Below are 15,340 nucleotides of genomic sequence, written 5' to 3'. Positions count from 1 at the left end.
AATGAATTGAACTTATTATCAGGTGTACCAGTTCGAACGTAGATCTATTTTTAAAGTTCTCACGGCTTCTGGTGAGCGAATTTAAAAATATAATTTTATTACGAACTGGTACATGTTTATATCACCTTTTGATATTATTCTAATAGATTCGCTTTTGTTAAAATGAACAAATATTGCTTTTTGATATAGAAACTTATAAAGAGAAAAGGTGTTAAAATATGAAAGATTTGAAAGAAGCTATTGTTTCTGCTATACAATATATTGAAAAAAACCTTTATAAAAAAATCACTTTGGATGATCTTGCTAACCATACTGGAGTGTCAAAATACTATCTTCATAGAATTTTTAAATCTCTAACTGGAGAGTCAATTATAGATTATGCTCAAGGTCGAAAACTAACTTCTAGTATTAATGAACTCTTAAATACTAATATGAGAATTATCGATATAGCGTTAAATTACGGATTTGATTATGAGCAGTCTTATATAAGAGCTTTTAAGAAATTTTTCGGTCACACCCCTCTAAAACTTAGATCGGATAAGGTGTCCTTAAGCTTAATAATTAAGGAAAAAATTAACGCAAATGATATCCTCTCCTTTGAAAATTCTATTACCTATAATCCTCAGTTTGTATTTAAACAAAAATTTAATCTATTAGGAATAAAACATAAAATATTAAGTAAGTCTGGTGATAGAACAGCTAATGCTTTTGGGCGGGAATTTTTTTATAATCAAAAAAGTAAAATTAAAAACATTGTGAATCCTGAAGTATACTTTGGCTATACTGATTGGAGCGAAAACGATAAAGGCATCATCTATTATATCCCAAGCTCACAGGTAAACAGTTTAGATGATATTCCTGATGGAATGACTGGAATATCTATTCCTAGTCATAAGTATGTAGTATTTAAATTTGTGGGATTTTTTAGACCTGATGATATAAATGGTAGACATGTAGGTCGTATATTAGTGCAAATGTATTCTAGATGGATATTTAAATCTGGTTATAAATTTGCTGATACTTTTAGGTTCGAATATATCGATAACTCCATGTCTAAGGATAACTACTGCGAATTATATGTATATCAACCTATTATAGATATTTGATTTGTTAACATTAAAAATTAATCTTTTATCTTCAAAGCAAAGCACCCTCGACCACAAAAATGGTCGAGGGCTTTATTATTAAATGAAATTTTGATTATTTAGCCTTATCGTATTTCAATATTTCTAATAGAGTATCCCCACTGTGTCACAGGATCCTTACAATAAATCCTTACATACTTAGCAGAAATCTTAGTGAAAGTTGTTTCCACAGTACTACCTAATCCATTAGTCACCGTAGCCACGGTTTTCCAATTGCTTTCAACCATTGGATCAGCACTACATACTTGCAAATCATAGCCCTTAGCATAAGCTGTATCCCAAAGTACCTTGACATCACTTACATCATAGGCATTAGCTAAATCTACATATACAAATTCAGGATGATTGTCTTTGTTAGCTGCCCAATTCGAACTCCATCTACTAATCAAATCTGAATCAGTTACGTTTTGTGCACCCAATCCGTCTGCCTCATTTGAAGAGGATACAGCTTTTTTATTTAGTGCTAAATTATCTCCACTATTAACTGGTGCTGTATTCTTTACTAATGAACTCACAGCATTAGTAAGTGTTTGTAATGCTGTATTAACTGCGTCTTGTGTAGCCTTTAAATCAGCATTAACATTTTTTGCATTATTCAATGCATTTATTAACACAGCCCAACTGTCCGCTGTATAGTCAGTGGATTTTAAAGCGCTTGCTTCGTTAATCTTAGCTGAAAGTAATGTCTTGTCAGCTGCACCAAATACGGATATCTCTTTAATTGAATATCCCCATTGTGTTGCTGCACTTGTACAATAAATTCTTACGTATCTTGCTGCAGTTGAATTGAAAACTGATTCTCCTATTCCACCTGCTCCATCTGTTATTGTAGCAACAGTTGACCAGCTACTTTCAAGCTCTGGATTAGAGGAAGCTGCTTGAACTAAATATCCTTTGGCAAATGCATCGCTCCAATTAACTTTAACATCTCCAACAAAATATGGCTGTCCTAAGTCAACATAAATATATTCAGGATGATTGTCCTTATTAACTGCCCAATTAGAACTCCATCTAGTATCTAAACTTGTATCTGTAGTATATTGAGCTCCTAATCCATCTGCTTCATTTGACGAAGATACTGCGATCTTACCTGCAGCTATATTTGTATCATTACCTGGATTTGATGTCTTTTTAACAAGTCCTTGAACTGCACTTCTCAAATTATTTAATGCTGTTATAACTTGATCATTAGTAGCAGCAGCGTTGTCGTTAACACTTTTTGCATTAGCTAAAGTTGTGCTATATGCATTCCAAGAATCCACTGTATAATCATTAACATTAAGTGTATTATCGTAATTCATCTCAGCCTTTAAAGCAGTTTTACTTACTGAGTTTTTCACAAATGGATCTACTGAAACCATGGTTTTTGGTGCAACTGTAGTATATCCAACTTCACCTGAAGCATTTGCGAACTTAACAGTGATTGAACTGCTTGATGGGTTCCATACTAACGCTGTGTAGGATGTTCCGTTTTTATATATTGACGCTCCTTCACCATTTTGTGCCCATACATCATTAGTTCTTTGACCAAGTGTAGCCATACTGTTAACAAACCAATAAGTATTATATGCCTCCTTTGTTTGTACTTGTGTAGGATTCCACTTACTAAGAACTGCTTTTGGATCACTTAATGACTCAATCGGCCACGTAATGTGCTTCCAATCTGGTTCTACATTGTTTGGATCCGGCGCTGCACCTTTATTAGGGTCTGTACTCTTATTATAATCATTTATTATGTCATTTTTCATACCTTCATAAAGTCCTGCTGCTTTAGCTTTATCTATACCATAGTTTGTCAAGTACTCTGAAGTTGGTAACCAGTGTATTCCGTATACATACACAGAATCTCCATTAAAGAAAGTTCCATAGAAATTAGTGCTACCATAAGCTTGCCCTATTGTCTTATGAGTATAATCTGAGATCCAGTTATCGCCATCATAATTAAACCAGTATTGCTCTATTGATCTCAGCTCTGTTGTAAATCCATATATTCCAGCATCTCTATAAGTAGTATTTCCACTAACTTTTCCCCATAGATATTGTCCTACCCATCCAAATAAAGATTCTCCAGCAGCTTCTTGATTGTTACCATCCCAGTTGTCTGAATATCCGCCTGCCCATGAATGACCTTCATATGGGTCAAAATTTCTAAATTGAGGGAACATTGAATCTGTTCTTGATGGGTTTACATAATCTCTAATTAATGTATCTACCATAGAACCATAATTTTTTAAGAAATCCTGGTCATAAGTAGCTAGTACAGCTGATGCAAAGGTGAAGTATCCATAAGTAAAATGATGATCAGTAATTCCTGTATTAGCACCAAACTCGCTATTCTTATATATTAAAGTTCCCCATTCTTTATTGTAATTGAAATAATAGCCTTCTGTTTCTCCAGGAGTATAAGTGTACCAATCTGTCAAAATAGTCTTTAATCTAGATATAAACTTGTTTTTATACTCTGTAGCATTGATTTGATCAGCTATGAGTAGCCCCATTGCCAAAGGATGGAGGTTTTTCCCTTCCCAATAAGCATCCCCAGCCATATAATTTGTTGTCTCTTTATCAAGATTAGCAAGGTACTTTAAAAGTTCAGCACGAGAGTACTCAGAATTAAGAGGTTCTGTAAATTGCGGAACTATTCCATTAAACTTATCTACTGTATTAAAGGAATTTCCTTCATGTAGCTTTAATGATCCTCTTACAGAAGGGTAAGCCAAAGTAGTCTTTGAAGCACTGCTGGCTTTCCATTGTGCGGGAAGCATACACATTAAAGTTGTATTTGCAAGATCTGTACGCTTTAAAGATATATTGTTAGTGAAAGTAGTAGTGACATTTGAACTTACTCCATCATAGTTGTACGTAGCCTTAGTATCAGTAACAAAGGCATAACCATGCTTATAGAAATAATTTAAGTCACCATCAGTAGTCATTGTGGACATGGATAAGTAATTTTGACCTCCACCAAGCTGCATCTTTATTTTAGAGCCAACTCTTTTGAAAGTTGTCCCCTGTGGTGCAAATACTCCATAATATCTTTTTATAGTCTTAGGAGTTGGTGCACCATCAACATTAGTAACTTCTATACCTATATGATCGGTTACAATCGAATCTTTATCGTTTGCAAGAATAATATTTCCATTGTCGTCAAATATTTTTGAAATTACAGTCGAGTATAATTCAGCAGAATTCGGGTCACTAAACTCTGTGAAAACATATGGTGATCCTTTCACAAAGGTAGTTTTCATTTTAGCGGTATCATTATCGCTTAATATAACTGACGCTGAGTAATCCCCATATCCACTTATTTTACTATTCATTTCTGGTGAATTTATATTATTTGCCATTAAGAACAAATCTATATTTTTTTCTGTTTGTACAGTTCTATCTTGAATCCATCCAGCACTTGGTGTCAAAAGTCCAAGACCTTCTTTTTGATATTTTGCTTTTAATGGTAATGTTATTAGAGCATCTCCGAGATTTTTTATAAGAATTGATTGCCACCAATCATTTGAGGGCAATGGAGAGTTTAAATTGCTAGTCTTTTCGAAAGGTTCTTTTGGTTGTGGGAATAAAGTTGGATCACTTACATAACTTCCAGTTCCTACTGAAGTTACTGTAGATGCTGGTAAAGCTGGTATTGTATATACTGGCTTTGGATCACCTGTCACATAGTCATATACTCTAAATTCTCTTAATCCGAATTCATAAGTTGTACCTCTTGTAATACCATTCATTCTTACATATCTACCTGTAGCGTAAAGCGGAATATTTTCTTCTCCACCTCTTCCATTAAGAGTTCTATAAATCTTTTTCCAGTTTGTAGCATCATCTGATACTTCAATATCGTATATTCTTGCAGGAGAATCCCAATTTAAAATTACTCTTCCAATTGTATGAGGTACACCTAAGTCTACATAAATCCACTGAGCTTCATTAATTGGAGACCCCCAACGAGTATTAAAATCTCCATCTACTGCTTTTTTAGGATCAACTTCACCTGGTTTTATATACCAGTCTTCATGAGTTCCAGATGCTACTACATTTTTATTAAGTGCTACGTTTTGTCCAAGCGGAGCTACTGGTGGTTGATTCAATCCACCTGTACCGAAGACTTGAAATTCAAAAATTGAATAACCGTAAGCTATTAAAGCTCTCTTTGTAAGATGTAATCGTACGTATCTTCCTTTACCTGTTACTTTAATATCTTCATTTCCACCAGTTCCATTGACTTCGTTATTAATTGTCTGCCAACTACTTTCATCATCACAAACATCAATGGTGTAATCCTTGGCGTAAGCCCCTTCCCAGTTGATCTTTACTTCAGTTATATTAGCTGACGCGCCTAAGTCAACATATAGCCATTGATCATCTTTTCCCCACTCTGATTCCCAGCGTGTAGTGGTGTCACCATCTACCATCTTATCAGTAGAACTACCTACATTTGATGATGATGCATATACTGTTCTATTTTGGGAAAGCAAATATGGACTTCCAGCGTCTGCTGCTTTAACTGTTGTATTTTTTATAAAGGATATCTGAACTAAACTTAATGCCATACATAAGGCTGTAAAGCTAGATAAACTTTTTCGGATTCTTTTTCTATTTATACTTTTATCCTTAAACATTTCTCCACTCCTTTAAAATTACTCTTATTATTTTGAATAGGTTTTCATATATGGATGAGCCACTTCTTACTTAAAATTTATATTTTCTAATTCTCCTCTCATAATCCAGAGGATTTTTAAAATAGTTTTTAGCTTGAAGTTTTTCATCTTTAGCAGAAATCTAACTCAAGATAGATAACTTTAAAATAGATTCCGGATTTAAGTAGCTTATCTTTATATATAAAAGCTCCAAAATTAAACTAAACTAATATACTCTATCCTCCTTATAATTTCAATTTCAAACCCTAATTAATGAGATAAATAAATATCAGAATCATTTTATCTAACATTTGTATAAATTCAAAATTCTGCCATACATTGTAAATATTCGTATATGATCAGATATACTTTATAACTAAACTTAACTTTGTTTCAAATATTTTGTTTTTAATTCACAGTGTTTGTATCATTTATTATTTTAAAATGTAGCTTTTAGGTATATTCTTTTTAACTAATAAAATAATGTATCTATATGATAAATAAAAGACATAGCACAATGTCTATGTCTTTATAACAATAAATTACTCTATATTCACTTGATTTTACAGAAACTTACTAAAGTTTTTTCACTTTAAATATTTCACCAACACTAATAAGTTTTATATTTAATACATCTGTTAAGGACTTTAAGTTTCTAAGATTACTTATAAATTTAGAATTATTCCTTTTAACAACTAACTCAATCACCTCAATAATATCTCTTTTTTCACTTAAACTTAATCTAAGATCATGATTCATACATTCTTTATTTATGTAAGTTAAAGTGGTCCAAAGCTGCTCTTCTGAGATTTTGTTTACATCCATTATTACCCAGGTGAAATCTTTTCTTCTATTATTCTCTGGATAAGCTTCTTTAAAGAACTCTATAAAGTGGTTGATTGGTTTTGGATCCTTATCAACAACATACTTTCCAAGTTGTGATTTTAGATTATTTTTTAAATACATCATTGTATTAGGTTTTATTTTTTCTTTTAATTCTTCTATTTTTCCGTAAATATAGTTATATGTATCTTGAATCTTTTCTTGATCTACTTCTAGTTTTTTAAATATTCTAGTTATCTCAATATATTCAAGGATATTCTTCTTTGAGTTTAACTCCTTGCTATATAATTTCTCCCATACCTCAACTGCATTTAATTGTTCTAACTCTTCTTTTGTTAATGTGAAATTATTTTCCATATGTACTCCTTAGCATTTTATTGTAATTAGTTTCATGATGTTATCCATATACAGATATGCTCTTAAAAATTAAAGATATCAATTGATCTTCATCTTAATATGTACATCTTTATTTATATATTGTAACACAAATATCATGTAAAATATCATAATTCTAACTTAGAGATATACAAGTTCCAAGCAAAATCCTATTGTCAAGTAAAGTACCAATAATTGTTAACATGAGTTTTGATATATTTTTAAAGTACGGAATTAGAACATCTATCCATATACACAGGTATACTAGAAATTAACTTTTAACTCATACTCTAGTTCTGTTACAAAACTATTTATAAATTTTATCTTCCTAAGTAGAATTTCTTTTGCAGCTTGTGTTTGTAGTTTACTGAGCTCAGTGTAACAGTAATTTAGTTCATCTTCTTTTAATTTTATATGTAGTTCGTCAAAAAAACATGGAGTTTCTTTATTTAACCTATTTGAAGCCATAAAAATAGACATTGCTCCAATTTCATCTAATAAATCTGCATCTTTAAGAATTGAGGATAATAAATCATCATCTTTTCTTCCCTTATTTGAATGATCTTTAATTATATTAATTAATCTTTTTTTATCTCCAACTAATTCAGCGATATTTGGATTAATTTCTAACCAATTCTCTACAATTTCACCGCTTTTCTCTGCATGGTTATCTCTAGAATATACTTTGCCAATATCATGTAAAATAGCTGCAACTTTAAGTAGATCTATATCAACCAAAGATAACTCAATCTCATAATTATTTACTACTTCCATTGCTATAGAGCATACCCTATAGCAATGCAAAACAATATATTTAGAATCTCTTCTCCATGGATGTGTAACTTCATAGTCTACTACCTTATCTTTCATAAATGTTTCTAAATATTTTTTTGCTTCATCAATTAAATTAATAGACATTAGTTTCTCCTTTTCTAACCAATATTCCTTTGATTTTGTATTTAAATTATAATACAAAAATGGAAATAAAAGCTACAAAAGTTTAATGTTTATTTAATCTAATGGATGAATATTGTGCTAAAAAAGTAGGTGAATCTCTAATGATTGTTTGCTATATAAGATCAATCTATTATTAAGATTATGTCTGATTCAATGTAACTTAACCCTCTAGATTATTATTTTTAATGTGTAAGCCTTTCATAAGTAAATTTACTCTTTCTGAGCCTAATAACATGGTCATTATATATATTAAAACAAAAAATGGCATAATACTAATTGATGTTTTAGCCGCTATAAAGCCTAAAAGTGGTGGCAAAAATGTAGCACCAATGTAGCCGCAAGCCATTTGATACCCTATTATTTTTTGAGAATTTATTTTACCAAAGCGTACTGGAGTTTCATGAATCATGCATGGGAATATAGGAGCAAATCCCAAGCCAACTAGCATAAATCCAAAAAATGACAGAATTTGCGGAAGTGGTAATATCAATAAGAAAATACCTACTAAAGATATTATTTGTCCCAATCTAATTAAAGTTTTATTACTTAATTTCATAGTAACAAATCCTGTAATAAATCTACCTACAGTAATCCCACCATAATATAAAGATACCCAACTAGCTGCAGTTACTGGTGAAAAACCTTTTGTATTTACAAGAAAACTACTTCCCCACAATCCAATAGTTGATTCACCTGCACAGTAAAATAGAAAAGCTGCCAATGCAAACTTTACTCCTGGGAGCTTTACAACATTTTCCTCTCCAGTGAAGTGCGTTGAGTTTATTTCTGTATCGGATTTATTTCCATCACCATTGCCTTGTTCACTACTGTTAACTCTCTCTTTTCCAACTTTCTCCCATAAAGGTAACGTGAAAAAAAGTAATAATACCAATGAAAATTGTATAAAAGAAACAGTCCTATATCCATATCTCCAAGAACTATTTCCTCCTATGAATCTAGACATAATAATAGGACCTAAAGTAGCTCCTACGCCCCAGAAACAATGTAACCAACTCATATGATGTGCTTTGTAATGATTTGCCACATAATTGTTTAATCCTGCATCTACTGATCCAGCTCCAAGTCCTAATGGAATTGCTAGAATTATAAGCCAAATGAAAGATGGCGAAAATGAAAAACCTAATAAAGCAACGGCTGTCATGAAGCAACTAATTAGAGTTACCTTACCAGTCCCAAGTTTCTCTAGAACAAAGCCACTAGCTAAACTTGATAAAATTGTACCTCCCGCAATAGACATAGAGATAAGCCCTGCCGACTGAAACTGTGCTCCAAGCTCAATATGCATAACTGGCCAAGCAACACCTAATAATGAATCTGGCAATCCTAAACTAATAAAAGCAAAATAAATTATTATAAGAAAAAACGTAGCCAAAAATTATATCCCCCTCTGTTTTTTAATGTATTTATACCCTTTAATTAATACTACCACAAAATAACATCTGTTATTACATTTAAAGTCAATTTCCTGAAACAGAAAATAAAAAGCCCAGTAACATTCAAATCTAAATAAATGTTACTGGTTTTAGCTAATACAATATTAATTTTGTTCAAACCGATGCTCTCAAAGGTGCAACCTCAAATATATTATAAACAATAAAACATGACACTGTTATGTCATGTCCTGTGCTTATAAAATTTAAATCCCTATACTTTATTCTTATTCTGCTCCGCTAAAGACCAAGACTTCAAACTTAAAATCATTATTAAGGCAACCAATAAAAAAGCTATTATATGACCGTTATAGTCTTGAATTTTCTTAATAAAAATTGACTACAAATTTAAAAGCATTGCAATAGATTGTATTGATAGAATTATAATATGTAGTGGTCTTAATTTCATTCTTTCACCTTCATATGTATTTTTTCCTCTTATTCTTTAAAAACAACATTTCTATTTAATTTATCTTATGTTCAACAATATTGTTGAAATTAATATACAAAATCATATTAATTCTTTTCGTAAGCTGGTTAAATCATTGGATGACTAACCACTTGTTTTTAATACCATATCTTAATAAAGCATATTTTTATAATCTTAAAAAATTATTCCCAAATTAGTTTAATTATATTACACCTCAAACCTACAATCATACTTTTTGTATTATTTTGGAAATTTTTTATTCACTTATTTTACATTAAATGGTATTATTGTATATGTACTTAATTTATTTACAGTTTTTTGACAAGATAGGAGGACAAATATGGATAATACAAGTCTAGTAAAAATAGTGAAGCACTATAAAGAAAATCAAAACTCTACCTATAATACTTGGTTTATTAGCAATGAAGTAAGGATAAAAGCATTTCCTTCCACAAAGAATGGCGTTTTAGAGCTTATTCAATCAACAAGAAATCATTCTTTTGGTGACAGCTTCAAGGGGTCACCTCTGGAATTTATTTTGGGACATATCACTGAGCAAAAAGAAATGTTTAAAGGCGCAGCTCACCCTTTCTATTGGAAACCTAAATTAGGTATACCAGATATTTATGAAAATGAACAAAATAAGCAACTTTTTGCTAATTTTTTAGAAACTTGTATATTATCATCTCGTGAAGATGAAATAATCGAAGAAATAGTAAAATTGGACAACCTTAAAATAAAAGGCTTAGGGCCTGCAGTGGCAAATATTCTATATTTTATACATCCTACAATCATACCTCCATTTAATACTGCTATAGTTAATGGATTTAATTTATTGTTTTCAGAAAATAAAAAATTAGGCTCTTGGACAGATTACCTACAAATGCGTGAAATAATTCTAAAAGCTAATTATTCAATTTTTCCACTATTAGCAAAGGATCTAGGCGCAATTTCTGCTTTACTTTATGATATAGGAGTTGGTAAAATCAAAATCGAATGTTTAGAAATAGCATCCTAAAAAAACTTTTAAACCCATGAAATATTTAGATTTAGCTACATTGAAATTTTTTTAGTTTCATATACATTAAAAAAAGCTCACTGATCTTCAGTGAGCTTTTTTTGAGCACCCGCTTTTCAAAATGTGAATGTGGAGAATTAAGTAATAGAATAATTTTATTTTTACTGTTCATCCTTAAAGTACTTATAAAATCATTAAAATCGCTAAGTTTACTAACTTAAAAATTTATACTTTTTAAATATTTTTTATAAAACATATTATCCTATTTACTTCCTTAAAGCCAATACTATTATGAAAATTAAAACTACATTTGTTGTTCAATTCAATATCAGAAGCAAGCTGGCTGCAACCTTTTTCACGGCTCCATGCTTCTCCGTATTCAACTAACTTTCTAGCAATACCTATACCTCTAAAACTTTCCTTAACATAAATTCCCTCAATAAAACCAGTTGGACTAAAATAAGCTCCCTCAACATAATCATGCCTTAATGATACATGAATAAATCCTATATATTGATTTATATTCTTACAAACAAAAAAAATATTGTTCTCTAAATCATCTAGTAGCAATAAGGTATCTCTTAACAAATTTTCTCTTTCATTATCTGGCCAAAGTTCTAGGGCTAAGTCAACCAAATGATTAATAGTTTCTCGTGTCACTCTTTCAAAGCTATATTCCTGTAAACTTATACTGAATTCCATAAATCCACCTAAAACAAAATGCTTATAAGACATTTTGCCTTCCATATTAAAACTAATATGTAAATTATAGCACTAAAACTTAATCAGTGCTATAACTTAAGTATCATCTATTTTATGGCTATTGACCAAAAACCCCATTTTTTTATTAAAGATTTTATATGCATCAAAACTTTTTGAATCTATGAAAAAATTTTACAATCTCCCACCAGCCTGTAGATATAACTCCTAAAACAAGAGCCACAGTAAACGTTTTAAACCCTAAGGACGATGTCTTAAATAATGACTGCAATACTGGCATATATATAATACTAATCAAAACTAGAAATGATATTATATTTATTAAAATTCTTGATTTATTTCGATTATCCATTAGCGTTTCAATAATTGATTTAGTATTAGAACTATTAACTAGAACTAATATAATATTACCTGTTATCAAAGTTGTAAGTGAAAAATGTCCCAGAAACTGCTAGCGTTCCAGCATAAAGTAAATACTTCTCCACACTGATTCTTACATTGTTTATAAGCTAGTTCGGATTCACCTGTTAGAATAGCTTCATCTACATAAAAGTTAGATGCTTCCACTACTTCACAATCAGCAGGAATTCTTTCTCCTTGTGAGATATAAACTATATCATTTGGAACTAACTCTGAACTTTTAATCTTAATTTTCTTTGCATCCCTAAGTCCATGAATTTCTGGAGAAACTAAGTTTTTTAAAGCATTCATTGTTCTATCAGTTTTCCATTGCTGAAAAAAGGTTATAGAACAAACGAAAAGAACAAATATAAGCATAACTAGACCTTCCTGAAACTGTCCAAGTATAAAATATATAATTACCTCTATTATCAATTAATATATTGTATTCTATGCTTAAACATTATAAATGTCCATATTTTTGACATACACTTGTTCTCAACTGATAAACTCTATTACATTACCTCAAGTATCCATTGTTGGAACTAGATATTCCTAGCTTATGTATTATATACTTTAAATTTTCATCGATAATTAAAGTGTATAATTTCTTTTAAAGACTAAAATTCAGCTCATTTAATAATTCATTAAACTAATAAACTGATAAAACAATAAATATTACTTTTTACTAAAATATGAAATTCAAGTTTAAAATTAACGAAAGGTGATCTCTATGTTAAAAAAGTTTTTTGCATCATTTATGATTATTGCTTTAATATCAAGTTTAGTAATCAATAGAACTACAGTTAATGCTTTAAGCAATAATGAAACAAACAAAAATTATGATTTAATAGTTAAATATAAGACAGCAGTTTCTGGACAATCTCAAGCTCAGTCTATTAAACCTAATCTAAAAAAGTTTACAGCCTCGTCAAAAACTGATTATGAGTATTTGCTTAACAAGTTAAAAAATGACTCTAACATTGAAATTGTCCAACCAAATATAAAATACAAAAAAACAGATTTGACCAATGCAAACTATCAGACAAAAAATATATCTGTAAATGATAGCTATTTACCTGATCAATGGTATATAAATGACTTAAATATATTAAATGCCTTAGAATATAATTCTGGTTCTAATATTACCGTTGCGGTTGTAGATACAGGAATAGATTATAATCACGAGGATCTTGTTAACAAAGTAATTGGTGGAATAGATTATACTGGAACCGGTTCTTATAATGATAATGAAGGTCACGGTACACACGTTGCAGGTACTATTGCAGCTATAAGTAATAATGGTAAAGGTGTTACAGGTATTGCCCCATCAACTAAACTTCTAGCTGTTAAAGTTCTAGATGCAAATGGTGAGGGAGATACTCTTTCAATCTCTCAAGGAATAATATGGGCTGCTGATCATGGGGCCAAAATTATAAATCTTAGTTTAGGAAGTTCAAGTTCTGACCAAATTTTAAAGAATGCTATTGATTATGCAAGTAATAAAGGGATTATCTTAGTTGCAGCTGCTGGAAATGATGGTTTAAAGACTATTTGTTATCCTGCAGCATACGATAATGTGCTTTCTGTTGGAGCAACAAATGAAGCTAATGAATTAGCAAGTTTTTCTAACTTTGGTGATAAGATTGATTTAGTAGCTCCAGGAGTGAATATTCTCTCTACAGTACCTTCGTTCAATAACAATTACGAGTATATGTCAGGAACTTCAATGGCCACAGCAGTAGCATCTGGTCAATTAGCAATATTAGCATCAAATAATCCAAACTTAACAGTATCAGCTATTAAGACTAATTTAAAAAACTATTCTTTTTCAAATAATACAATAGATAAATCTTATGGCTCGGGAATAATAGATATTACTAAGGCTATAAGCGGACAAGCAACAACATTAAAACCTGTATATACAAGTACTAGTGATGACAATACATATACAAAAGCAATTGATGTTAATTCAAGTATCCAACTTAGCGGTAATGCAGTAGTACCTTTTGATTCGACTTGGTACAAACTTTCATTTAATAGTAACAGTACTCAAGTAAAATTAAAGTTTAGTTCTCAAAATCCAGCGAGCCTTAAAGCAGACATTTTTGATAGTTCACTTAATTCTATTACTGAATTACAAAGCAACTATTTTTCTGGTAGTGAATATACCTTATCAAAAGGGTCCAATTCATATTTATATGTTAAAGTATATGATGATTCAGGTTCTTTTAATAAATGGACAAGTAATTTTAGCTTTAACACTATTGCATTACCGAATGCACCAATAAGTGTAAATTACAGAACTCACGTACAAAATATCGGTTGGCAAAATTATGTTTCTAATGGTTCCGTTTCAGGAACAAGCGGACAATCACTACGGCTTGAAGCTATGAACATATACCTTAGTAACGCACCAAGTAATATGAAAATAAAATATCAGACTCATATACAAAATATTGGTTGGCAGCCCTGGGTGTACAACGGAAGCTTAGCAGGTACTTCAGGACTTGGATTAAGAATGGAGGCAATTAGAATAAATTTAGAAAATGCGCCTACTGGATACCATATACTATATCAAGCTCATGTTGAGAATATTGGATGGCAAAATTGGGTCCAAGATGGAGAAATGTCTGGAACTTCAGGGCGAGCGCTAAGAGTAGAAGCAATAAGAATAAAACTTGTAAAAGATAGTGATATGATTAAATTAAATAGTCAATCAAATATACAGAACATAGGCTGGCAAACAGATTCAGATCCAAGCAATCTTATAGGTACAGTTGGAAAATATCTTAGGTTAGAAGCAGTAAAGCTTAGTCTACCATCACCTCCTGCTGGTATGAAGATAAAATATCAAGCACATATCCAAAATATCGGATGGCAAGATATTTCTTACGATGGTGCTATTGCTGGTACCGTGGGTAAAGGTCTTAGAGTTGAAGCAATAAGAATATGGCTTGAAAACGCACCATCAAATTATACAATTCAATATCAGGCTCATGTTAGCAATAAAGGTTGGATGGATTGGGTTAGGAATGGAGAAACAGCTGGAACCACAGGTTTGGGACTTCCTATTGAAGGCCTTAGAATAAGGATTGTGAACAATAATTAATTTTTAAAATTACGTTTATATCATGATAAATCTGTAGCTTAAAAAACCGCTAAGTAATTTCTTAGCGGTTTTTTAAGCATCTGTCTATCCTAATACATATGATGAAAATTTGGCTTTTTATCAAGTTTTATTTTATACCATATATCCATAAAAAACTTGCAAAGTCACTGAAATATCTATGTTTGATAGTTATAAAATCTTTAGGCTTTTCCTTACACAAAAAAATATGCCATAATCTTCACCA

General features: G+C 31.0%; 10 protein-coding genes. 3 read left to right on the top strand and 7 right to left on the bottom strand.

The window, feature by feature from the left end; genetic code table 11:
- Nucleotides 1-218: 218 nt before the first annotated feature.
- Nucleotides 219-1,106, top strand: a complete 888-nt coding sequence (locus OCU55_RS07200) for an AraC family transcriptional regulator (protein WP_261851650.1) — start codon at nucleotides 219-221, stop codon at nucleotides 1,104-1,106.
- 104 nt (nucleotides 1,107-1,210) lie between these two features.
- Here the strand turns inward: OCU55_RS07200 and OCU55_RS07195 are convergent, their stop codons facing one another.
- The 4 genes from OCU55_RS07195 to OCU55_RS07180 form a co-directional block, all read right to left on the bottom strand.
- A complete protein-coding gene (locus OCU55_RS07195) occupies nucleotides 1,211-5,773 on the bottom strand; it encodes a galactose-binding domain-containing protein (protein ID WP_261851649.1) in 4,563 nt (1,520 codons plus the stop codon).
- 594 nt (nucleotides 5,774-6,367) lie between these two features.
- A complete protein-coding gene (locus OCU55_RS07190; protein WP_261851648.1) occupies nucleotides 6,368-6,991 on the bottom strand; it encodes a hypothetical protein in 624 nt (207 codons plus the stop codon).
- Between the two features lie 282 nt (nucleotides 6,992-7,273).
- Nucleotides 7,274-7,927 carry an HD domain-containing protein gene (locus tag OCU55_RS07185; RefSeq protein WP_261851647.1) on the bottom strand — a complete coding sequence of 218 codons (654 nt, stop codon included), beginning with the start codon at nucleotides 7,925-7,927 and terminating at the stop codon, nucleotides 7,274-7,276.
- Between the two features lie 199 nt (nucleotides 7,928-8,126).
- A complete protein-coding gene (locus tag OCU55_RS07180; protein ID WP_261851646.1) occupies nucleotides 8,127-9,359 on the bottom strand; it encodes an MFS transporter in 1,233 nt (410 codons plus the stop codon).
- An 828-nt stretch (nucleotides 9,360-10,187) separates the two neighbouring features.
- Here OCU55_RS07180 and OCU55_RS07175 point away from each other — a divergent pair.
- The gene (locus OCU55_RS07175) at nucleotides 10,188-10,865 is read left to right on the top strand and encodes a hypothetical protein (protein ID WP_261851645.1); all 678 of its coding nucleotides are present in this window, start codon (nucleotides 10,188-10,190) and stop codon (nucleotides 10,863-10,865) included.
- Between the two features lie 234 nt (nucleotides 10,866-11,099).
- On the opposite strand, the gene aac(6') is transcribed toward OCU55_RS07175, so the two are convergent.
- The 3 genes from aac(6') to OCU55_RS07165 all read right to left on the bottom strand — a co-directional run bounded on the left by aac(6') (nucleotide 11,100) and on the right by OCU55_RS07165 (nucleotide 12,362).
- Nucleotides 11,100-11,600: an aminoglycoside 6'-N-acetyltransferase gene (aac(6'), locus tag OCU55_RS07170; RefSeq protein ID WP_261851644.1), complete on the bottom strand. Its 501-nt coding sequence runs from the start codon at nucleotides 11,598-11,600 to the stop codon at nucleotides 11,100-11,102.
- Between the two features lie 130 nt (nucleotides 11,601-11,730).
- The gene (locus tag OCU55_RS24040) at nucleotides 11,731-12,006 is read right to left on the bottom strand and encodes a cation transporting ATPase C-terminal domain-containing protein (protein WP_427847040.1); all 276 of its coding nucleotides are present in this window, start codon (nucleotides 12,004-12,006) and stop codon (nucleotides 11,731-11,733) included.
- Complete coding sequence (locus OCU55_RS07165) at nucleotides 12,003-12,362, bottom strand: HAD-IC family P-type ATPase (protein WP_261851643.1); 360 nt, start codon at nucleotides 12,360-12,362, stop codon at nucleotides 12,003-12,005. Before OCU55_RS07165 ends, OCU55_RS24040 begins: the two co-directional genes overlap by 4 nt.
- A 355-nt stretch (nucleotides 12,363-12,717) precedes the next feature.
- Between OCU55_RS07165 and OCU55_RS07160 the strand changes: the two genes are divergently transcribed.
- Complete coding sequence (locus OCU55_RS07160) at nucleotides 12,718-15,096, top strand: S8 family serine peptidase (protein WP_261851642.1); 2,379 nt, start codon at nucleotides 12,718-12,720, stop codon at nucleotides 15,094-15,096.
- Nucleotides 15,097-15,340: the final 244 nt, after the last annotated feature.

This window comes from Clostridium folliculivorans, from assembly GCF_024341905.1.
In the GTDB taxonomy this organism is placed as follows: Bacteria; Bacillota; Clostridia; order Clostridiales; family Clostridiaceae; genus Clostridium_AR; species Clostridium_AR folliculivorans.
Note: the sequence above shows the minus strand (reverse complement) of the source record. Positions and strands in the feature narration are given on the sequence as shown.

Coding starts and splice junctions, on each gene's coding strand:
- OCU55_RS07200 (WP_261851650.1), top strand. CDS start 219: ATGAAAGATTTGAAAGAAGCTATTGTTTCTGCTATACAATATATTGAA.
- OCU55_RS07195 (WP_261851649.1), bottom strand. CDS start 5,773: ATGTTTAAGGATAAAAGTATAAATAGAAAAAGAATCCGAAAAAGTTTA.
- OCU55_RS07190 (WP_261851648.1), bottom strand. CDS start 6,991: ATGGAAAATAATTTCACATTAACAAAAGAAGAGTTAGAACAATTAAAT.
- OCU55_RS07185 (WP_261851647.1), bottom strand. CDS start 7,927: ATGTCTATTAATTTAATTGATGAAGCAAAAAAATATTTAGAAACATTT.
- OCU55_RS07175 (WP_261851645.1), top strand. CDS start 10,188: ATGGATAATACAAGTCTAGTAAAAATAGTGAAGCACTATAAAGAAAAT.
- OCU55_RS07165 (WP_261851643.1), bottom strand. CDS start 12,362: ATGCTTATATTTGTTCTTTTCGTTTGTTCTATAACCTTTTTTCAGCAA.
- OCU55_RS07160 (WP_261851642.1), top strand. CDS start 12,718: ATGTTAAAAAAGTTTTTTGCATCATTTATGATTATTGCTTTAATATCA.